Source organism: Klebsiella sp. HMSC25G12, from assembly GCF_001807705.1.
GTDB lineage: Bacteria > Pseudomonadota > Gammaproteobacteria > Enterobacterales > Enterobacteriaceae > Klebsiella > Klebsiella variicola.
In genome coordinates this window covers 100,036-119,967 of the sequence record NZ_KV789900.1, presented here as the reverse complement: position 1 = coordinate 119,967, position 19,932 = coordinate 100,036, and the positions used below count along the sequence as shown (strand labels likewise).

At 57.5% G+C, this 19,932-nt stretch carries 19 protein-coding genes and 1 tRNA gene; 5 read left to right on the top strand and 15 right to left on the bottom strand.

The features are described from left to right. Positions 1-105 precede the first annotated feature (105 nt). The gene (ettA, locus tag HMPREF3096_RS17135) at positions 106-1,773 is read left to right on the top strand and encodes an energy-dependent translational throttle protein EttA (RefSeq protein WP_012968984.1); all 1,668 of its coding nucleotides are present in this window, start codon (positions 106-108) and stop codon (positions 1,771-1,773) included. Between the two features lie 175 nt (positions 1,774-1,948). Here ettA and nadR read toward each other — a convergent pair whose 3' ends face one another. From nadR to serB, 3 genes are read right to left on the bottom strand one after another with little or no spacing between them, the layout of a single operon-like run. Next, positions 1,949-3,181 (bottom strand): multifunctional transcriptional regulator/nicotinamide-nucleotide adenylyltransferase/ribosylnicotinamide kinase NadR, encoded by a 1,233-nt coding sequence (nadR, locus tag HMPREF3096_RS17130; RefSeq protein WP_002887802.1) that lies wholly within the window; start codon positions 3,179-3,181, stop codon positions 1,949-1,951. A gap of 21 nt (positions 3,182-3,202) precedes the next feature. Next, positions 3,203-4,585 carry a DNA repair protein RadA gene (gene radA, locus HMPREF3096_RS17125; protein ID WP_002887800.1) on the bottom strand — a complete coding sequence of 461 codons (1,383 nt, stop codon included), beginning with the start codon at positions 4,583-4,585 and terminating at the stop codon, positions 3,203-3,205. A 9-nt stretch (positions 4,586-4,594) separates the two neighbouring features. Then, a complete protein-coding gene (serB, locus tag HMPREF3096_RS17120) occupies positions 4,595-5,566 on the bottom strand; it encodes a phosphoserine phosphatase (protein WP_016160266.1) in 972 nt (323 codons plus the stop codon). 104 nt (positions 5,567-5,670) lie between these two features. Here serB and HMPREF3096_RS17115 point away from each other — a divergent pair, with 104 nt between their 5' ends. Both HMPREF3096_RS17115 and lplA read left to right on the top strand, forming a co-directional pair. Continuing rightward, complete coding sequence (locus HMPREF3096_RS17115) at positions 5,671-6,318, top strand: YtjB family periplasmic protein (RefSeq protein WP_012542920.1); 648 nt, start codon at positions 5,671-5,673, stop codon at positions 6,316-6,318. Further along, a complete protein-coding gene (lplA, locus tag HMPREF3096_RS17110) occupies positions 6,318-7,334 on the top strand; it encodes a lipoate--protein ligase LplA (protein ID WP_012542921.1) in 1,017 nt (338 codons plus the stop codon). The genes HMPREF3096_RS17115 and lplA overlap by 1 nt, the downstream gene beginning before the upstream one ends. A gap of 79 nt (positions 7,335-7,413) precedes the next feature. Here lplA and deoD read toward each other — a convergent pair whose 3' ends face one another. The 12 genes from deoD to HMPREF3096_RS17050 form a co-directional block, all read right to left on the bottom strand. After that, a complete protein-coding gene (gene deoD, locus HMPREF3096_RS17105; protein ID WP_002887789.1) occupies positions 7,414-8,133 on the bottom strand; it encodes a purine-nucleoside phosphorylase in 720 nt (239 codons plus the stop codon). 102 nt (positions 8,134-8,235) lie between these two features. After that, entirely contained in the window at positions 8,236-9,459 is a 1,224-nt protein-coding gene (deoB, locus tag HMPREF3096_RS17100) for a phosphopentomutase (protein WP_070544530.1), read from the bottom strand. Between the two features lie 52 nt (positions 9,460-9,511). After that, positions 9,512-10,834: a thymidine phosphorylase gene (gene deoA / locus HMPREF3096_RS17095; protein WP_008807525.1), complete on the bottom strand. Its 1,323-nt coding sequence runs from the start codon at positions 10,832-10,834 to the stop codon at positions 9,512-9,514. Positions 10,835-10,947: 113 nt separating this feature from the next. Then, a complete protein-coding gene (gene deoC / locus HMPREF3096_RS17090; protein WP_002887784.1) occupies positions 10,948-11,727 on the bottom strand; it encodes a deoxyribose-phosphate aldolase in 780 nt (259 codons plus the stop codon). A 415-nt stretch (positions 11,728-12,142) separates the two neighbouring features. Next, the gene (locus tag HMPREF3096_RS17085) at positions 12,143-12,928 is read right to left on the bottom strand and encodes a TatD family hydrolase (RefSeq protein WP_032731597.1); all 786 of its coding nucleotides are present in this window, start codon (positions 12,926-12,928) and stop codon (positions 12,143-12,145) included. Beyond that, complete coding sequence (locus HMPREF3096_RS17080; protein WP_008807527.1) at positions 12,925-13,998, bottom strand: patatin-like phospholipase family protein; 1,074 nt, start codon at positions 13,996-13,998, stop codon at positions 12,925-12,927. Before HMPREF3096_RS17080 ends, HMPREF3096_RS17085 begins: the two co-directional genes overlap by 4 nt. Before the next feature lie 153 nt (positions 13,999-14,151). Continuing rightward, complete coding sequence (locus HMPREF3096_RS17075) at positions 14,152-14,313, bottom strand: DUF1328 domain-containing protein (RefSeq protein ID WP_002887716.1); 162 nt, start codon at positions 14,311-14,313, stop codon at positions 14,152-14,154. A gap of 129 nt (positions 14,314-14,442) precedes the next feature. Continuing rightward, entirely contained in the window at positions 14,443-15,063 is a 621-nt protein-coding gene (gene osmY, locus HMPREF3096_RS17070; RefSeq protein ID WP_008807528.1) for a molecular chaperone OsmY, read from the bottom strand. Between the two features lie 219 nt (positions 15,064-15,282). After that, complete coding sequence (gene prfC, locus HMPREF3096_RS17065; protein ID WP_008807529.1) at positions 15,283-16,872, bottom strand: peptide chain release factor 3; 1,590 nt, start codon at positions 16,870-16,872, stop codon at positions 15,283-15,285. 90 nt (positions 16,873-16,962) lie between these two features. Beyond that, the gene (gene yjjG, locus HMPREF3096_RS17060; protein ID WP_012542924.1) at positions 16,963-17,640 is read right to left on the bottom strand and encodes a pyrimidine 5'-nucleotidase; all 678 of its coding nucleotides are present in this window, start codon (positions 17,638-17,640) and stop codon (positions 16,963-16,965) included. A gap of 14 nt (positions 17,641-17,654) precedes the next feature. Further along, positions 17,655-18,101, bottom strand: a complete 447-nt coding sequence (rimI, locus tag HMPREF3096_RS17055) for a ribosomal protein S18-alanine N-acetyltransferase (protein WP_032731596.1) — start codon at positions 18,099-18,101, stop codon at positions 17,655-17,657. Then, on the bottom strand, positions 18,070-18,483 hold the full coding sequence (locus HMPREF3096_RS17050) for a DNA polymerase III subunit psi (protein WP_004146046.1): 414 nt from the start codon (positions 18,481-18,483) through the stop codon (positions 18,070-18,072). Before HMPREF3096_RS17050 ends, rimI begins: the two co-directional genes overlap by 32 nt. Positions 18,484-18,585: 102 nt before the next feature. Between HMPREF3096_RS17050 and rsmC the strand changes: the two genes are divergently transcribed. Continuing rightward, a complete protein-coding gene (rsmC, locus tag HMPREF3096_RS17045) occupies positions 18,586-19,614 on the top strand; it encodes a 16S rRNA (guanine(1207)-N(2))-methyltransferase RsmC (protein ID WP_012542927.1) in 1,029 nt (342 codons plus the stop codon). 171 nt (positions 19,615-19,785) lie between these two features. Next, a tRNA-Leu gene (locus tag HMPREF3096_RS17040) sits at positions 19,786-19,872 on the top strand. Positions 19,873-19,932: the final 60 nt, after the last annotated feature.

The window sequence follows — 19,932 nt, the reverse complement described above, 5'->3', positions numbered from 1 at the left end:
TTTTACGCTTCTGTGAATCCTGTCGCCTCGCTGGGATTAGCGCGCGAAAAAGGCTACACTTCGGCTTTGAACTATCTATCAAAATAGAAAGAGGCGAAGTCCAACGTGGCTCAATTCGTTTATACCATGCATCGTGTCGGCAAAGTGGTTCCGCCGAAACGTCATATTTTGAAAAATATCTCCCTCAGCTTCTTCCCTGGCGCGAAAATCGGTGTGCTCGGTCTGAACGGCGCCGGTAAGTCTACCCTGCTGCGCATCATGGCCGGTATCGACACCGAGATCGAAGGTGAAGCGCGTCCGCAGCCTGGCATCAAAATCGGCTACCTGCCGCAGGAGCCGCAGCTCAACCCGGAGCACACCGTGCGCGAGTCCGTTGAAGAAGCGGTCGCCGAAGTGGTTAACGCGCTGAAGGGTCTGGACGAAGTGTATGCCAAATACGCCGAGCCGGATGCGGACTTCGATAAGCTTGCCGCCCAGCAAGGCAAGTTCGAAGAGATTATCCAGGCGCACGACGGCCACAACCTGAACGTGCAGCTGGAGCGCGCGGCCGATGCCCTGCGCCTGCCGGACTGGGATGCAAAAATCGCGAATCTTTCCGGTGGTGAACGCCGCCGCGTCGCGCTGTGCCGCCTGCTGCTGGAAAAACCAGATATGCTGCTGCTCGACGAACCGACTAACCACCTGGACGCCGAGTCCGTCGCCTGGCTGGAACGCTTCCTGCACGATTTCGAAGGCACTGTGGTGGCGATTACCCACGACCGTTACTTCCTCGACAACGTCGCCGGCTGGATCCTCGAACTTGACCGCGGCGAAGGTATTCCGTGGGAAGGCAACTACTCCTCCTGGCTGGAGCAGAAAGATCAGCGTCTGGCGCAGGAAGCTTCTCAGGAAGCGGCGCGTCGTAAATCCATCGAGAAAGAGCTTGAGTGGGTTCGCCAGGGCGCGAAAGGCCGTCAGTCCAAGGGCAAAGCCCGTCTGGCGCGCTTTGAAGAGCTTAACAACGTCGAATACCAGAAACGCAACGAGACTAACGAACTGTTCATTCCGCCAGGCGCGCGTCTGGGCGATAAAGTTCTGGAAGTCAGCCATCTGCGCAAATCTTACGGCGACCGCGTGCTGATTGACGATCTGAGCTTCTCGGTACCGAAAGGCGCTATCGTCGGCATCATCGGTCCGAACGGCGCGGGTAAATCCACCCTGTTCCGTATGATGTCCGGCCAGGAGCAGCCAGATTCCGGCACCATCACCCTGGGTGAAACCGTTAAGCTGGCCTCCGTCGATCAGTTCCGCGACGCGATGGACAACAGCAAGACCGTGTGGGAAGAAGTATCCGGCGGCCTGGATATCATGAAGATCGGCAACACCGAGATGCCGAGCCGCGCCTACGTGGGCCGCTTTAACTTCAAAGGCGTCGACCAGGGTAAACGCGTTGGCGAGCTGTCCGGCGGTGAGCGTGGTCGTCTGCACCTGGCGAAACTGCTGCAGGTCGGCGGTAACGTCCTGCTGCTCGATGAACCAACCAACGACCTGGATATCGAAACCCTGCGCGCGCTGGAAAACGCCCTGCTGGAGTTCCCGGGCTGCGCGATGGTTATCTCGCACGACCGCTGGTTCCTTGACCGTATTGCCACCCACATTCTGGATTACCAGGATGAAGGTAAGGTTGAGTTCTTCGAAGGTAACTTTACCGAATACGAAGAGTATAAGAAACGCACCCTCGGCGCCGACGCGCTGGAGCCGAAGCGAATCAAGTACAAGCGTATCGCGAAATAAAACGCAAAAAGGCAACTTCGGTTGCCTTTTTTAGGGTTTGCTCCCTCTCCCATTGGGAGAGGGTTGGGGTGAGGGCAAGGTAAATGCAAAAAGGCAACGCAAGTTGCCTTTTTTAGGGTTTGCTCCCTCTCCCACCGGGAGAGGGTTGGGGTGAGGGCAACAGCCCGCAGAGGACCTACCCCTGCTCGCCCATCAGCTGCTTCACCAGCTCAACGCAGCGCAGGAACCGGGCATCGTAGTCCGACTCCTTCACATGGACGAATTCGATCTCGTTCTCTTTCAGCAGCGACACCAGCAGCGACTGAAACTCTTTACGATCCACCGAACTCCCAAGGCTGCGTAACCCATCGGCCACCCACGGGGTATTGTTCTCCAGCAGGATCACCAGGTCGAAACGGTATTCATCAATCAGCGCCTGCACGAACGGGTGCTCACGCCCCTCGTACTTCAGGCAGAAGGCCTGAGTGCTGACGAAGTCGGTATCGATAAACGCCACCTTGTTGGCGTATTTCACTGCAAAATCAATATACTGCGCATGTCCGAGGGCAATTTTATCGTAATCCGAATACTGGAGCGCCATCTCATCGCCGCCAAGATGCGAAAAGACATAATCCCGACCATACTCCCAGGCGCTGGTGGTATTGAAGATATTGGCGAGCTTATTGACCAGCGTCGATTTACCGCTCGACTCGCCGCCGAGGATCGCCACCGTCCGCACAAAGAACGGTTTCACTTCCGTCGGAATATATTCCCAGTAGCGGAACGGGTTCTCGCGGATCTGCCCGCCGCTAATATTCATAAAGGTCCGCTTAGGATCGATAAGCACCGTCTCGATCCCCAGATGCTCAAGGTACTGCGGCGCATCGGCCTCTTCCGAGGTATAGATCCGGTTCGGCTCGATCCCTTTTTCACTCATAAAAGCGCGGATCCCATGGCTCCAGACGTCCCAGCCATGCGGATAGGGCTCCATCCCCTCTTCATTGAAGGCGTGGATGCGAATATTCTTCTGATATTTAAAGGTCTGCAGCAGCCAGCGCAGGCGGTCAGGCACCGTCGGCTGCTGCGACATGGCGCTCTCTTCAAACAGCTCGCGGTCGCGGGTATCGTCATAGCCCATGATGATATGCAGCTCATCGACCTGGCTACAGGCGCGCTGTATCAGGTAGATATGCCCGGTATGCAGCGGGTAAAACTTACCAAACACCACCCCGACGCTTTTCTGCCGGCGGGGAAACTCCAGCCCGAGGAAACGATGCAGCGCTTCAAGCTTCTGCGCGCTCGGGCTTTTGATTTTGGCATTCAGCAGCTGGCTGAGATACCCCTTGGTCATTCCGCTGGCTTCCGCCACCTGCTGCAGGGTACAACCTTTCTGCTTAATGGCGCTTTTTAAATAGTCAAATGACGACATCGCTAATCTCCTTTTAACTTATTATAAGTCGTCAAAAACGCTTAGCGCGTCTGAAAGCTTTTTCACACCAAAGATTTGCATGCCTTCCGGTACTTTTTTCGGCACATTGGCCGCCGGGACGATGGCGCGGCGGAAACCATGCTTCGCCGCTTCGGATATACGCTCCTGACCGCTCGGCACCGGGCGAATTTCCCCGGCCAGCCCGACTTCGCCAAAGACCACCAGATCCTGTGGCAGCGGGCGATCGCGCAGGCTGGAAACCATCGCCAGCAGCAGCGCCAGGTCAGCGCTGGTTTCGGTGACCTTCACCCCGCCAACCACGTTGACGAAGACGTCCTGATCGGCCATCTGCAGACCACCGTGACGATGCAGCACCGCCAGCAGGATCGCCAGACGGTTCTGTTCCAGCCCCACCGCCACGCGGCGCGGGTTGGACATCATCGAGTGATCCACCAGCGCCTGGATCTCCACCAGCAGCGGGCGGGTCCCTTCCCAGACCACCATCACCGAACTGCCGGAGGTGATTTCATCTCCCCGGCTAAGGAAGATAGCGGAGGGGTTGCTGACTTCGCGCAGGCCCTGCTCGGTCATGGCGAAAACGCCGAGTTCATTGACCGCGCCAAAGCGGTTTTTGTGGCTACGTAACGTGCGGAAACGGGAATCGGCATCCCCGTCCAGCAGCACCGAGCAGTCGATACAGTGCTCCAGCACCTTCGGACCGGCCAGCGAGCCATCTTTGGTGACGTGGCCGACCATCACAATCGCCACGCCGCGAGTTTTAGCAAAGCGCGTCAAATAAGCCGCGGTTTCACGTACCTGGGCGACACTGCCCGGCGACGACTGCACGTCGGCCATATGCATCACCTGGATGGAGTCGATCACCATCAGCTGCGGCTTTTCCTCATCGGCGATCTGACAGATCTGCTCAATGCTGGTTTCCGAGAGCATGTTCAGGTTGGCCGTCGGCAACCCGAGACGATGGGCGCGCATCGCCACCTGTTGCAGGGACTCCTCCCCGGTGACGTACAGGGTTTTCATCCCCTCCGCAAGTTTGCAGAGGGTTTGCAGCAGCAGCGTCGATTTCCCGGCGCCGGGGTTGCCGCCAATCAGGATCGCGCTGCCCGGCACTACGCCGCCGCCCAGCACGCGGTCAAACTCTTTAAAGCCGGTGGAGAAACGCGGCAGCGCCTCCAGGCTAATATCTGACAGCTTCTGCACCTTCGACACGCCGGCGTTACCGGCATAGCCTGAAAGACGCTCGTTTCTCGCCACCTGCGGCGACGCGGCGATGCGCATCTCGGTGATGGTGTTCCAGGCATGGCAGGCGCTGCACTGCCCCTGCCAGCGCGGATAATCCGCACCACATTCATTACAGACAAATGCGCGTTTTGGAGCTTTCGCCACGTTTACCTCTTACTTTTGGTTCATGCTGCCCGAGAGAATACAGAATACCCCCATCAGGTCAGCGTGACGGATAGTTACTTCCGCCTGTTCATTCACTTTAGGCTTCGCGTGATAGGCGATGCCGAGGCCTGCCGCCTTAATCATCGGCAGGTCGTTGGCACCGTCACCGATAGCCACGGTTTGCGCCGTTGGGATCTCATACTTTTCCGCCAGCTTGCGCAGCGTATTGGCTTTATATTTCGCATCGACGATATCGCCGAGCACGTTGCCGGTGAGCTTGCCGTCGCGGATCTCCAGCTCATTGGCGAACACCGCGTCGAGATGCAGCTTGTCGCGCAGGTACTCCGCAAAGAAGGTGAAGCCGCCGGAGGCGATCGCCACTTTCCAGCCTAACGTTTCCAGCTTGAGCACCAGCTGTGCCAGGCCCGGCATCAGCGGCAGCGCGTCGCGCACCTGCAGCAAAATACTGGCATCCGCATCTTTCAGCGTCGCCACGCGCTGGCGCAGGCTGGCGGTGAAGTCCAGCTCCCCACGCATCGCCCGCTCGGTCACTTCCGAGACCAGCTCGCCGGTGCCAGCCAGTTTCGCAATCTCATCGATGCATTCGATCTGGATCGCCGTGGAGTCCATATCCATCACCAGTAGCCCTGGGGTGCGCAGATGGGGGATTTTACCCAATGGCGCGACGTCCAGCCCCGCCTCATGCGCCAGTCGCGTCGCACGGGGAGTCAGCGAACCGGCCAGGCGGATCACCTGGTAATCCTCGACCACCCAGGAGGCAACGATCACTAACGCGGCGCCCAGCTCGCGCTGCCAGTCCGTCAGACGGCGCTTATTCAGCCCACGCCCGTACAGCAGCCAGCCGCTGCGCCCGGCGTGATAATCCAGCGGCATGACCTCATCGCCGCTCAGGGAAAGCGGCAACCCAGGCCACAGGGAAACGTCTTCAGGCAGGTCGCACCAGGTCAAACTGTTAGGCATTACGGCTCCACATCTCTTCATTCAGGCGAGGAAAATAACGCATGAGGCTACCTTGTAACCAGCGCTTCTGGCAACATTAAGCTGCAAATTTTCAAAGGTGGAATATGGTTCGCGCAAAACTGAAATTCCGGCTGCATCGTGCGGTCATTGTCCTTATCTGTCTGGCGCTGCTCGTCGCACTGATGCAGGGCGCCTCGTGGTTCAGTCAGAACAGTCAGAAACAACGCAATCCGCAGCTGGAAGAGCTGGCCCGCACGCTGGCGCAGCAGGTGGTACTGAATCTCGTGCCGCTGATGCGCAGCGAAACACCGGACGAGAAGCGCATTAATCAACTGTTGACGCAGCTGACCCATAACAGCCGCGTACTGGACGCCGGCGTGTATGACGAACAGGGCGACCTGGTGGCACGCTCTGGCGAAAGCGTCGAGGTTCGCGACCGGCTGGCGCTGGATGGCAAAAAAGCCGGCGGCTACTTCAACCAGCAGATTGTCGAGCCGGTTCCGGGAAAAAACGGCCCGCTGGGCTACCTGCGTCTGACCCTCGATACTCATACCCTGGCGACCGAGGCGAAGCAGGTGGATAATACCACCAATATATTACGCCTGATGCTGTTACTGTCCCTGGCTATCGGCGTGGTGCTAACCCGCACGCTGCTGCAGGGTAAACGCACCCGCTGGCAGCAATCGCCCTTCCTGCTCACCGCCAACAAGCCGGTTGAGGATGAAGACGATGAAAAGAAAGGAAATCTATAATGTCCACATTGCGCCTCCTGCTCTCTGACTCTTACGACCCGTGGTTCAACCTGGCGGTCGAAGAGTGTATTTTCCGCCAGATGCCCGCCACCCAGCGGGTGCTGTTCCTGTGGCGCAATGCCGATACCGTGGTCATCGGCCGCGCGCAGAATCCGTGGAAGGAGTGTAATACTCGCCGCATGGAGGAAGATCACGTGCGGCTGGCCCGTCGCAGCAGCGGCGGCGGCGCGGTGTTCCACGACCTCGGCAATACCTGCTTTACCTTTATGGCAGGCAAACCGGAGTACGACAAAACCGTCTCCACCGCTATCGTGCTGGCGGCGCTCAATTCACTCGGCGTAACCGCCGAAGCCTCCGGGCGCAACGATCTGGTGGTCAAAACCGACAGCGGCGACCGCAAAGTGTCTGGATCCGCCTATCGCGAGACCATCGACCGCGGTTTCCATCACGGCACCCTGCTGCTGAATGCCGATTTAAGTCGCCTCGCTAACTACCTTAACCCGGACCAGAAAAAGCTACAGGCCAAAGGCATTACCTCGGTGCGCGGTCGCGTGGCGAACCTGGTTGAGCTGCTGCCGGGCATTACCCATCAGCACATTTGCGAGGCGATTCAGGAGGCGTTCTTCAGCCATTACGGCGAACGGGTGGACGCCGAGGTGATCTCCCCGGACAACACGCCGGACCTGCCGAATTTTGCCGAGACCTTCGCCCGCCAGAGCAGCTGGGAGTGGAACTTCGGCCAGGCGCCGGCCTTCTCTCATCTGCTGGACGAGCGCTTTCGCTGGGGCGGCGTTGAGCTGCATTTTGACGTCGAGAAAGGCCATATCACCCGCACGCAAGCCTTTACCGATAGCCTGAACCCGGCGCCGCTGGAGGCCCTGGCGGCACGCTTAGTTGGCTGTCAGTATCGGGCGGAAGTCTTGCTGCAGCAGTGTGAGGCGCTGGTCGGCGATTTCCCGGAGCAGGAAGCGGAACTCAAAGAACTGTCGGCGTGGATGGCCGGCGCGGTGCGCTAATAAAAAAGCCCGCTGCGCTTAGCGGGCCTGGAAAACCGTAGGCCGGGTCAGGCGAAGCCGCCACCCGGCACAACAGGTCTTATTCTTTATCGCCCAGCAGTACCGATTCCAGTGCGATTTTGATCATATCGTTGAAGGTCGTCTGACGTTCAGCGGCAGTGGTCTGCTCGTGAGTACGGATGTGGTCGGAGACTGTGCAGATGGTCAGCGCTTTCGCGCCGAATTCTGCCGCCACGCCGTAGATCCCGGCCGCTTCCATTTCCACGCCCAGGATGCCGTATTTTTCCATCACGTCGAACATGGACGGGTCTGGCGTATAGAACAGGTCAGCGGAGAAGATGTTGCCTACGCGCGCGTCAACGCCCAGCGCTTTCGCCGCGTCTACCGCGTTACGCACCATGCCGAAATCGGCAATCGCCGCGAAATCATGGTCTTTGAAACGCAGACGGTTCACTTTAGAGTCGGTGCACGCGCCCATGCCGATCACCACGTCACGCAGTTTGACATCTTCACGCACCGCGCCGCAGGAGCCCACGCGGATGATTTTCTTCACGCCGAAATCGGTGATCAGCTCCTTGGTGTAGATTGAGCAGGACGGGATACCCATCCCGTGGCCCATCACGGAGATTTTGCGGCCTTTATAAGTACCGGTGAAGCCCAGCATGCCGCGCACGTTGTTCACTTCACGCACGTCTTCAAGGAAGGTTTCTGCAATGTGCTTCGCGCGCAGCGGGTCGCCCGGCATCAAAACGACGTCAGCGAAATCGCCCATTTCTGCGTTAATGTGAGGAGTTGCCATCTTCAGTTCCTTTTACATTGTTGTTTTTGCCGGGTGGCGGCTACGCCTTACCCGGCCTACAAATCGTAGGCCCGGATCGCTGTGCGCCACCGGGCAATGACCTCAGAACATGGCTTTGCCATATTCCATGTCAGACGTACCAAAGTATTTCGCAATAGTCTGGCCGATATCCGCGAAGGTTTCACGGTGACCGAGCGAACCCGGTTTCACTTTCGGGCCGTACACCAGCACCGGAATATGCTCGCGGGTATGGTCGGTACCGGTCCAGGTCGGGTCACAGCCGTGGTCGGCGGTGAGGATCAGAATGTCGTCTTCGCCAACCAGCTCCATCAGCTCCGGCAGACGGCGATCAAACAGCTCCAGACCCGCCGCGTAGCCGGCGACATCGCGACGGTGGCCCCAGGAGGAGTCAAAGTCGACGAAGTTAGTGAAGACGATGGTCTCGTCGCCCGCTTCCTTCATCTCTTTGATGGTCGCGTCGAACAGCGCGTCCAGCCCGGTGGCTTTCACTTTCTTAGTGATGCCGCAGTTGGCGTAGATGTCGGCGATTTTACCCACGGACACCACGTGGCCGTTCTTCTCGTCAACCAGCTTCTGCAACACGGTCGGCGCCGGCGGTTCGACCGCCAGATCGTGACGGTTGCCGGTACGCTGGAAGTTACCGGCTTTGTCGCCGATAAACGGACGGGCGATGACGCGGCCAATGTTATAGCCGCCTTCGGTCAGCTCTTCACGCGCGATTTCGCACAGCTCATACAGCTTGTCGAGGCCAAAGGTCTCTTCGTGACAGGCGATCTGGAACACTGAGTCAGCGGAGGTATAGAAGATCGGTTTCCCGGTTTTCATATGTTCTTCGCCGAGCTGATCGAGGATCACCGTCCCGGAGGAGTGGCTGTTGCCGAGGTAGCCCGGCAGGTTCGCACGCTTCACCAGCTTATCCAGCAGCTCCTGCGGGAAGCTGTTTTCATGGTCGCTAAAGTAGCCCCAGTCAAACAGCACCGGCACACCGGCGATTTCCCAGTGACCGGACGGCGTATCTTTACCAGAAGAGAGTTCATGCGCCCAGGCATAGGCACCAATCACTTCGGCATTGCCATCCATTCCGGCGGCAATTTTACCGGTAGAACCTTCATGCGCTTTCACCAGACCCAGACGGGTCAGGTTCGGTAAATTCAGCGGGCCCTTGCGGCCATTGTCAGCCTCGCCTTTGGCGCAGGCTTCCGCAATGTGGCCCATCGTATCGGCGCCGACGTCGCCAAAGCGGTCAGCGTCTTCCGTTGCACCAATCCCAAAGGAGTCCAGCACCATGATAAATGCACGTTTCATCTTGTTCTCCATACATCTTGCGCTGCAAAAAAGCGATCAGATCAGTATATCGCTATTCAGTGATGCGGCGATAGACTGTCGGTGTAATTTCCGGGGCTTTATCGTCCAGTTTAATGGCCGCTTTGACCGCTTTCGCGGCCTCCTGCCAGCTGTTCTCGTCTTTGGCATGGATCACCGCCAGCGGACGCTGTCCGTCAACGTGGTCACCCAGACGCGCCATATCGGTAAAGCCAACGCTATAGTCAATGGTATCTGATGCCTGGCGGCGGCCGCCGCCCATAGAAACCACTGCCATTCCCAGCGCGCGAGTATCCATCGCGCTGATAAAACCTTCGGTATCAGCATAGACCGCTTTGCTCAGCATCGCCGTCGGCAGATAATGATCATAATTCTCGACAAAGTCGGTCGGCCCTTTCTGCGCCGCGACCATGCGGCCAAAGACTTCCGCCGCTTTACCGTTATCCAGCACCGCCTGCAGCTTCGCGCGCGCCTCAGCGTCATCCGCCGCCAGCTTGCCGGAGATCAGCATTTCCACACACAGCGCCATCGTCACGTCGAACAGGCGTGGGTTGCGATATTCGCCGGTCAGGAACTGCACCGCTTCGCGAACTTCAACGGCGTTGCCGGCGCTGGATGCCAGCACCTGATTCATATCGGTCAGCAGCGCGGTGGTACGCACGCCGGCGCCGTTGGCAACACCCACGATCGCTTCGGCCAGCGCAGCAGAGAGTTCATAAGTCGGCATAAAGGCGCCGCTGCCGACTTTGACGTCCATCACCAGCGCGTCCAGCCCTTCCGCCAGTTTCTTGGCCAGAATCGAGGCGGTAATCAGCGGGATGGAATCCACCGTCGCGGTAATATCGCGGGTGGCATAGAAACGTTTGTCGGCCGGAGCAAGCGAGCTGGTCTGCCCGATAATCGCCACGCCGACATCTTTAATAATCTCGCGGAAGCGGTTGTCGTCCGGGAAGATATCGAAGCCCGGGATCGCTTCCAGTTTATCCAGCGTACCGCCGGTATGGCCGAGGCCACGCCCGGAGATCATCGGTACATAACCGCCGCAGGCGGCCACCATTGGCCCCAACATCAGCGAGGTCACGTCACCCACGCCGCCGGTGGAGTGTTTATCGACGATCGGGCCGTTGAGGTTAAGGCTTTTCCAGTTGAGAACGGTGCCGGAATCCCGCATCGCCATGGTCAGCGAAACACGCTCCGGCATGGACATATCGTGGAAGAAAATGGTCATCGCCAGCGCGGCGATCTGCCCTTCTGAGATAGTATTGTCGCGGATGCCGTTGATGAAAAAGCGGATCTCTTCATCGCTTAATGCATGACCATCACGTTTTTTACGAATAATTTCTTGTGCGAGAAACACGGTAACCTCCCAAAGAGAATAAATTGCCGGATGACGGCGCGAGCGCCTTATCCGGCCTACAGGCATCCATTCGTAGGCCGGATAAGCGCAGCGCCATCCGGCAAATCAAGGGATTAGTAGCTGCTGGCGCTCTTGCCGTCGCCGTGACCCAGCGCTTTCAACAGGCTAGCCAGCAGGCTGGATGCGCCAAAACGATAGTGACGAGAATCGGCCCAGTCGGCGCCGAACAGTTCATCAGCGATCGCCAGGAACTGCTGCGCATCTTCCGCGCTGCGTACGCCGCCGGCAGGCTTGAAGCCAACGGTTTTCTCAACGCCCATATCGCGGATCACTTCCATCATGATGCGCGCGCTTTCCGGCGTCGCATTCACCGGCACTTTACCGGTCGAAGTCTTGATAAAGTCAGCGCCTGCCTTGATAGAGATTTCAGACGCTTTGCGGATCAGCGCTTCTTCTTTCAGCTCACCGGTTTCGATGATCACTTTCAGCAGCACGTTGGCCGCCGCGCAGGCCTCTTTACAGGCTTTCACCAGCTCGAAACCGACCTGCTCGTTGCCGGCGATCAGCGCGCGGTACGGGAAGACCACGTCCACTTCATCGGCACCGTAAGCGATCGCTGCGCGGGTTTCCGCCAGCGCAATGTCGATATCGTCATTACCGTGCGGGAAGTTGGTGACCGTGGCGATGCGAATATCCGGCGTTCCTTGCTCGTTCAGCGTTTTACGGGCAATCGGGATGAAGCGCGGGTAGATACACACCGCCGCAGTGTTACCCACCGGGGTTTTCGCCTGATGACACAGGGCAATGACTTTCTCATTGGTGTCGTCGTCATTCAGGGTGGTCAGGTCCATCAGTTTTAACGCGCGCAGGCTGCTTGCTTTTAAATCAGTCATTTCATACTCCGCCGGCGTCATGCCGGATCAATAGTTTGTTCACCTTGCGAGTCTGTTACTATTGTAACATCCACTCGCTGTTACACTTCGACATTCATCACAGTTAATGAAAACTACTTACTAATTTGCATTACTGTGATGTGATGCAAGTCACAATTAATCATTCACTATCGCGACGCTGACCTGTACGTCCTGTTTAAGCATAACCGGCAAAGCGCAGTGAGTGATGATGTTATTATTCTAACATATACTACTGAAGTTTCTCGACGCCACGGCGCACAATTTGTGCACATTGTCGCCATAAACAACAGTTTATTATTGAGATATAAAGAATTTTAGATGGACAAAAAATGATGGAATTATCACAGCAGGCCAAAATCGAGGCCTGCTTCGTCTCGGGCAGAAAAGGAGAGGCTTAGCCTGCCAGCGCGGAAAAGAGGCTTTTTGTATTCGCCATCACCGCGGCTTCAATCATCGGTGCCGATTCCGCGCGCAGTTCACATAGCGCGTCAAATACGCGCGCCACCTGTTCAGGGCGGTTGGGCTGACCCTGAAAACCATTCAGCGGCATATCCGGCGCATCGGTCTCCAGCAGCAGCGCGGAAAGCGGCAGACGCGCCATCACTTCGCGGGTTTTGCTGGCGCGCGGATAGGTAATAGTGCCGCCAACGCCAATCTTATAGCCGAGCTGAACGAAGCGCTCGGCCTGCTGCAGGCTGCCGGCGAAGCCATGTACCACGCCGGTGCGCGGCAGGGCATGTTTTTTCAGTAGCATCGCCAGCTTATCGTGGGTACGTCGGGAGTGGAGGATCACCGGCAGATCGTAACGCTTCGCCAGCCTCAGTTGCTCCTCCAGCAGCGCTTGCTGGCGGTCAAACTGCGGATCGTCGCGATAGAGATCGAGGCCAATCTCCCCCACCGCCACCAGTTTTGGCGGACGCAGGGACAGACACCTCTCCAGCTGCGCCAGCCCCTCATCGGCATGCTGCTCAATGACGATCGGATGCATGCCCAGCGCGGCGTACAGCGCCTCATGCTGCGCCGCCAGCGCCAGCACCCGGTTAAAACGCGCAGCGGAGATGGCCGGGACAATGATCTGCCCGACACCGACCTGGGCCGCGCGCGCAAGGCTGGCGGTTTCATCCTCGGCGAAGGGAGGAAAATCGAAGTGGCAGTGGGTATCGATAAAACGGTGGCTCATGCCAGATCCTCATGATCAAAGCTGGCGTCATTCGCCTGCGGTGCAGGAATGACAGTCGCCTGAGGCGCTTCATTGGCCACCGGTACGGGCGGCACCACCACCGGCGCAGGCCGGGCAATACGCGGCGCATGGCGCAGCAGCGGCGGCTGGTCGGCCAGCAGTTTACCCACCGTCGCCAGGAAATAGCGGCCACACTGACGTCCGGTTTTGTAGTCCTCCAGCAGCGCCGGCAATCGACTGCCAAGCGCCATACTGCGCAATGGCCGCTGCGGGTAGATTTCGAAGATCCGCAGCTTGCCGGGTGGCTTCTCGATGAACTGCTGGATAGCGCGGTAAGTGTTTTCGTGGTGGTGCACCAGATTGACCAGCGGCTGCAGGCTGCTCTCCCCCAGCCAGCGCTCCATCCGCTTAAACCACTGCGGGGTATAAAACATCTGCGAGGGGACGGTACGGATCACCACGATGGTCTGCGCGCCGCGGCGGGCCGCCTCCTGCACCGGGATCGCATCGCTGACGCCGCCGTCAAGGTAGCTGACGCCGTCGAGCAACACGCCGCTGCGATAAAAGCCGGGGATGGCGCTGGAGGCGCGGATCAGGTCCAGCCACGTTTGCGGCGTCGGCGAAAAATAGCTGGCAGAGTAATCGTCACCGCGGCAGGCGCACAGCCACAGCTCTTTCCCCAACGCGAACTGCGCTTCAGCATAATTCATGGCCAGCGGCATCTGCTGCGAAGTGGCCTCCACCAGCCAGTCGAGATCGATAAGGTTGCCGCCGCGCACAAAGCGCATCGGATCGAAAAACTGGCGTGAGGTGGTGTAGCGGGTGATAACTTTGCGGGCATAGCCTTGCTGATTACACATGTAGGCGGAGAGGTTTTGCGCGCCGGCGGAGGTCCCCAACATCAGATCAAAGGGGTTAAATCCGGCGCGCATAAATTCGTCCAGCACCCCGGCAGTAAAAATCCCTCGCTGTCCCCCGCCTTCGCATACCAGCGCCAGCTTACCTGGTCGGAAGGGTTTAACCGCCAGCGGGGCGATATTGCCCAGCGTGACGGGAATGCGTTGCCCCACCCTGCTTTCCTGTTCGATTGGTCTTCTCCTGACAAGGTAACGCAATTTGCCCATCGCTTAAACCGCGAAAGCCAGTCCGCAGGACTGGCTTTGTGTAAGATGACGTGTCAGTAAAAATGCTCAGGCTTCAGCATCGCCCGCATCGCGGGCCACCTAAGGACGTCTGCGTCCTGTAAACAGGCTCACCAGGAACAGGATAATCCCGACGACAAAGACGATTTTCGCGGCGCCAGCGGCAGTACCCGCCAGACCACCAAAGCCCAGGGCCGCAGCAATTAATGCAATGACCAGAAAAATAATTCCCCATCGAAACATACTTTTCTCCTTACCATAATGGACGGTGAACAGCGGTTTGCGCACCCTTTCTGTATAGCTCATCGCTCAGAGGATGCTGCTATTCGTTCGGCAACCTTGGCCAGACAACACTTTTGTTAATAACTCGATTTACTTAACGCTAAGATCGTTGCGGACGCTTTTCACGCCGGAGACCGCTTTCGCAATCTCTGCCGCACGCTCCGCCTGCGCCGCGGAAGCCACCGTACCGGTCAGATGCACCGCGCCGGCGTTGGTTTCGACTTTCACATTGCGCGAAGGGACAATGTCATCCGCCAGCAGCTTGGCTTTCACTTCGCTGGTAATGGCGGTATCCCCGGCATAGCCTTTCAGCGTCGCCGTCTCGCTCGATGATTTATGATGGACCGTCAGCTTGTCGTTAACGTGCGAGACGCCTTCGACCCCTTTCGCTACGCTCAGTGCCTGACTTTTCTGTTCAGTACTGGTGACGTCGCCGCTGAGGGTGACCACTTTATTCTCCGTTTTCACCGAAATATCGCCGGAGTTAATATCTTTATGGTCGATCAACGCCGCTTTTACCCGCGCGGTAATGGTGCTGTCATCCATAAAATCGCCGACTTTATTAATCGAATTGTCTACCGCCTCTCCCGCATTGCTGGCAGCCGACTTCGCACTGTCTACCGTTGTTTTTTCCGTCTCTGCCGAGGCGTTCAACGCGGCTAAGCCTAAGAAGAGCGCCAGCAACATATTGGCATTCTTTAGTCTGGTCATCGTGATGTCCTCGTTTTTTCACCAGCGCTGGCGTCTGAAAGCAGTGAATTACGCCAGCATTTTTAAAATCACGAATTAAATATAGTAGACAGACGAAGGGGTTGCGGATGATATGGACAAAAAACAGACGAATTAGCGGTGTTTTAAGAACTTTCCAGAAGGAGGGAAACGCGAGCTTGGAAAGAAAAAAGCGCGGGCTATGCCGCGCTTCATCAGGGATTAGTGCTCGCGCGTTTTGCGGAACACCACGTCAGGATAACGCTCCTGCGTCAGGTTCAGGTTGACCATTGTCGGGGCGATATAGGTCAGATTATCGCCGCCATCCAGCGCCAGCTGAACTTCGTTTTTACGTTTGAACTCTTCGAATTTCTTCACATCCGTGGATTCAACCCAGCGCGCGGTGGCCACGTTGACCGATTCGTAAATCGCTTCCACGTTGTATTCGCTTTTCAGACGCGCTACCACCACGTCAAACTGCAGCACACCAACGGCGCCGACGATCAGGTCGTTATTGGCGATCGGACGGAAGACCTGTACCGCGCCCTCTTCAGAGAGCTGAACCAGCCCTTTCAGCAGCTGTTTCTGCTTCAGCGGATCCTTCAGGCGAATACGACGGAACAGTTCCGGTGCGAAGTTCGGAATACCGGTGAACTTCATCATCTCGCCCTGGGTGAAGGTATCGCCAATCTGAATGGTGCCGTGGTTATGCAGGCCGATAATATCGCCCGGATACGCTTCTTCAACGTGAGAACGGTCGCCGGCCATAAAGGTCAGCGCGTCGGAAATCACGACGTCTTTACCGATACGCACCTGACGCAGCTTCATGCCTTTTTCATATTTGCCGGACACCACGCGCATGAAAGCCACACGGTCGCGGTGTTTCGGGTCCATGTTGGCCTGAATTTTAAACACGAAGCCGGTAAATTTCTCTTCCGTGGCGGTGACTTCACGCGTGTCGGTGTTACGCGGCATCGGCGCCGGCGCCCACTCCACCAGGCCATCCAGCATATGGTCAACGCCGAAGTTACCTAACGCAGTCCCGAAGAACACCGGGGTGATTTCGCCCGCCAGGAACAGATCTTTATCGAACTCGTTTGACGCGCCCTGCACCAGCTCCAGCTCGTCGCGCAACTGCTGCGCCAGGTCTTCCCCCACCGCTGCGTCGAGTTCCGGGTTGTTGAGCCCCTTCACGATGCGCACTTCCTGAATAGTGTGGCCTTTACCGGTCTGATACAGGTAGGTTTCATCTTTGTAGAGATGATAAACGCCTTTGAACAGCTTGCCGCAGCCGATAGGCCAGGTAATCGGCGCGCAGCCGATTTTCAGCTCATTCTCAACTTCATCCAGCAACTCCATCGGATCGCGGATATCACGGTCGAGTTTGTTCATAAAGGTGAGGATCGGCGTGTCGCGCAGACGGGTAACTTCCATCAGCTTACGGGTCCGGTCTTCAACGCCTTTCGCCGCGTCGATCACCATCAGACAGCAGTCAACCGCCGTCAGAGTACGGTAGGTATCTTCGGAGAAGTCTTCGTGCCCCGGCGTATCCAGCAGGTTCACCAGGCAGTCGTGATACGGGAACTGCATCACCGAGGTGGTGATTGAGATCCCACGCTGCTTTTCCATCTCCATCCAGTCGGACTTTGCATGCTGGCTGGAGCCACGGCCTTTTACGGTACCGGCGGTCTGAATCGCCTGTCCGAACAGCAGCACCTTTTCGGTGATGGTGGTCTTACCGGCATCCGGGTGAGAAATAATGGCAAAAGTGCGGCGTTTGGCCACCTCTTGCAGATAAGGAGACAAAGTCATAATTAATCTTCTAAGTAAACGCAGCAACGGGCTGCGCATGTGGAATACGAAAAATTGCGGCTATTTTACCCATCAATGGGGGGGAGGCAATCAGTGTTTACACAGGAGCTGCTCCAGTTCGCTTAACGAGGTCACCGTCCAGTCGGGCTGCAGGTCTACCGGCAGCGTTTGCTGGTGCGCATTCAGCCAGCAGGTCGCCAGGCCGGCATTTACGCCGCCGCGGATATCCGACTCAGCGGTATCACCGACCATCAGTACTCGCGAGCGCGGTGGATTACCCGCCTGCTCCAGCGCGTAATCGAAGATGCGCGCATCCGGCTTGGCGACGCCGACTTCTTCAGAAATAATCAGTAAATCAAAGTGATCGCGTAAACCTGTGCGTTCCAGACGAGTCTGCTGCAGCGAGGTAAAACCGTTGGTGATGATGCCCATCCTGACCTTGCCCTGCAGCGCGTTAAGCAGCGAGACCGCCCCCGGCAGCGGGGCACAGATTTCCGCCATCGCATTCATAAACGCGTCGTTGAGCTCACCCGGCTTAACATTCAAACGTTCCGCCCAGCTGTCAAAGCGCTGGTGCTGCAGCTGCAGCGAGGTGATGACGCCGTTTTGATAATCCACCCACAGCGGCTTATTCACGGCCTGATAGTCCTGAAAATCTTCGGCGGTAAATGTCACGCTGTAGTCGAGAAACATCCGCTGTAAGCCGCTAAAAGAATCAAACGAAAACAACGTTTCATCGGCATCAAAGAAAATCCAGTCCCATTTCATCGTATCACCTTGTCTTACATACTGATTGGCAGAGCCATAATAATGGCGTCTTCGCGCCCGTCGACCGTCGGATAGTAGTTGCGGCGGATGGTCGCTTCGTTAAAGCCTACGCTTTCATAGAGCGCAATGGCGGCAGCGTTGGAAGCGCGCACCTCCAGCCATAGCGTGACGACGCCGCGTTTTTCAACTTCATCGATAACATGTTCCAGCAGTTCCCGTCCCAGGCCACGGCGCTGGTATGCGGGGTCGACGGCGATGTTAAACAGCGTCGCTTCATCAAGGACAATCTGAGTAATGGCAAATGCCGCCATTTCCCCATCCACTGCCAGTTGGTAATTCAGATAACGTTCACCCTGATTGCTGGCAAAGGTCTGTTCGCTCCACGGGAAAGCGTGGGAGCGTTTTTCGATTTGCCAGGCGTTGGATAAATCAGCCGTGCTGAGGGTAGAAATCGTGTTCATGTGCGCAGATTTGTTGCCAGAGCGCCCTGCGAGCAGGCGCGCTGGTCTGAAGTTCATCAAAAGCGGGGGTGGACACCTGGGCGCCCGCCAGCGGCAGCGACGCCTCTGTGCCCAACCGCCAGCTGTTGCAACGGCTGTCCTGCGGCAGCATCGCCACCCGCTCGGGGGTAAGCTGCAGGACCTGATCTGGCGTCACGGCCAGCGCGCGTAATATGTCGCCAATCAGCGGCTCTGTCAGCGACGGCGGGGTTTCTGCCACCATCACCAAACGAATATGTTCAGGAAGCGAGATAGCGATTTCGCCCTGCAACGCCCCCGGTCGGCGCAGCGACCACTGGGTAATGCCCAGCTGCTGTAATTGCCAGTCTCGTCGGGATGTCATAGCGAAACACTCCTGGTAAACAAGCGCGCAATATAGCAAATCCGTCGTATCTGCGCCAACAAACTACTATAATCGGCGCCAGTCTTAATGAAGGAGTGTTTCATGTCCGCTTTTACCCCGGCAAGTGAAGTCTTGCTGCGCCACAGTGATGATTTCGAGTCCGCCCGCGTTCTGTTTGCCGGTGACCTGCAGGATGACCTGCCTGCGCGTCTGGATACCGCGGCCAGCCGCGCTCATACCCAACAGTTCCACCACTGGCAGGTGCTGAACCGTCAGATGGGTGACAACGTCCGTTTTAGCTTAGTGGCCGAGGCCGCCGACGTCGCCGATTGCGACACCCTGATCTACTACTGGCCGAAGAACAAACCCGAGGCGCAGTTCCAGCTGATGAACCTGCTCTCTCTGCTGCCGGTGGGAATCGATATTTTCGTCGTCGGGGAAAACCGTAGCGGCGTTCGCAGCGCAGAGCAAATGCTGGCCGAATATGCCCCGCTGAATAAAATCGACAGCGCCCGTCGCTGTGGCCTCTACCATGGTCGTCTGGAAAAGCAGCCAACCTTCGACGCCGAAGCATTCTGGGGCGAGTATGCGCTGGATAATCTGACGATTAAAACGCTGCCTGGCGTGTTTAGTCGCGACGGTCTGGACGTCGGCAGTCAGCTGCTGCTGTCCACTCTCGAGCCGCATACCAAAGGGAAAGTGCTGGACGTCGGCTGCGGCGCGGGCGTGCTGGCCGCAGTGCTGGCCAGCCATTCGCCGAAGGTGCGTCTGACCCTGTGCGACGTCAGCGCCCCGGCGGTCGAAGCCAGCCGCGCGACGCTTGCCGCTAATGGTTTTGCAGGCGATGTGTTTGCCAGCAACGTCTTTTCGGAGGTCAATGGTCGCTTCGACATGATCATCTCCAACCCACCATTCCATGATGGGCTGCAGACCAGCCTCGAAGCGGCCCAGGCGCTGATCCGCGGCGCGGTTCGCCATCTGAACAGCGGCGGCGAACTGCGCATTGTCGCCAACGCCTTCCTGCCGTATCCCCAGGTACTGGATGAGACATTTGGCTTCCATGAAGTGATCGCCCAAACAGGACGGTTTAAGGTCTATCGCACCATCATGACCCGCCAGGCGAAAAAATAATCGTCTTCTGGCGCCAGCGGCCCACTTGCGGTGCCGCTGGCTCTTCTTCGCGGCAAACCCGACCATTTTTGCAGCAATCGATACAACCTGCATAATTAACTATTGACGTGCCGCCGAAAACCACTAGAATGCGCCTCCGTGGTAACGATACTTTCATAGTGTCGATGGTATGCGAAGGTGGCGGAATTGGTAGACGCGCTAGCTTCAGGTGTTAGTGTCCTTACGGACGTGGGGGTTCAAGTCCCCCCCCTCGCACCATAATCCACAAAGATATTGCTCGCACTGGGCGAAGGTGGCGGAATTGGTAGACGCGCTAGC

Excerpts from the sequence above, each read along its gene's own strand:
- rsmC (WP_012542927.1), top strand. The coding sequence starts at position 18,586 with ATGTCCGCTTTTACCCCGGCAAGTGAAGTCTTGCTGCGCCACAGTGAT.
- prfC (WP_008807529.1), bottom strand. The coding sequence starts at position 16,872 with ATGACTTTGTCTCCTTATCTGCAAGAGGTGGCCAAACGCCGCACTTTT.
- HMPREF3096_RS17085 (WP_032731597.1), bottom strand. The coding sequence starts at position 12,928 with ATGAGCCACCGTTTTATCGATACCCACTGCCACTTCGATTTTCCTCCC.
- osmY (WP_008807528.1), bottom strand. The coding sequence starts at position 15,063 with ATGACCAGACTAAAGAATGCCAATATGTTGCTGGCGCTCTTCTTAGGC.
- HMPREF3096_RS17115 (WP_012542920.1), top strand. The coding sequence starts at position 5,671 with ATGGTTCGCGCAAAACTGAAATTCCGGCTGCATCGTGCGGTCATTGTC.
- deoC (WP_002887784.1), bottom strand. The coding sequence starts at position 11,727 with ATGACTGATTTAAAAGCAAGCAGCCTGCGCGCGTTAAAACTGATGGAC.
- lplA (WP_012542921.1), top strand. The coding sequence starts at position 6,318 with ATGTCCACATTGCGCCTCCTGCTCTCTGACTCTTACGACCCGTGGTTC.
- rimI (WP_032731596.1), bottom strand. The coding sequence starts at position 18,101 with ATGAACACGATTTCTACCCTCAGCACGGCTGATTTATCCAACGCCTGG.
- deoB (WP_070544530.1), bottom strand. The coding sequence starts at position 9,459 with ATGAAACGTGCATTTATCATGGTGCTGGACTCCTTTGGGATTGGTGCA.
- nadR (WP_002887802.1), bottom strand. The coding sequence starts at position 3,181 with ATGTCGTCATTTGACTATTTAAAAAGCGCCATTAAGCAGAAAGGTTGT.
- HMPREF3096_RS17050 (WP_004146046.1), bottom strand. The coding sequence starts at position 18,483 with ATGACATCCCGACGAGACTGGCAATTACAGCAGCTGGGCATTACCCAG.
- yjjG (WP_012542924.1), bottom strand. The coding sequence starts at position 17,640 with ATGAAATGGGACTGGATTTTCTTTGATGCCGATGAAACGTTGTTTTCG.
- deoD (WP_002887789.1), bottom strand. The coding sequence starts at position 8,133 with ATGGCAACTCCTCACATTAACGCAGAAATGGGCGATTTCGCTGACGTC.
- HMPREF3096_RS17075 (WP_002887716.1), bottom strand. The coding sequence starts at position 14,313 with ATGTTTCGATGGGGAATTATTTTTCTGGTCATTGCATTAATTGCTGCG.
- serB (WP_016160266.1), bottom strand. The coding sequence starts at position 5,566 with ATGCCTAACAGTTTGACCTGGTGCGACCTGCCTGAAGACGTTTCCCTG.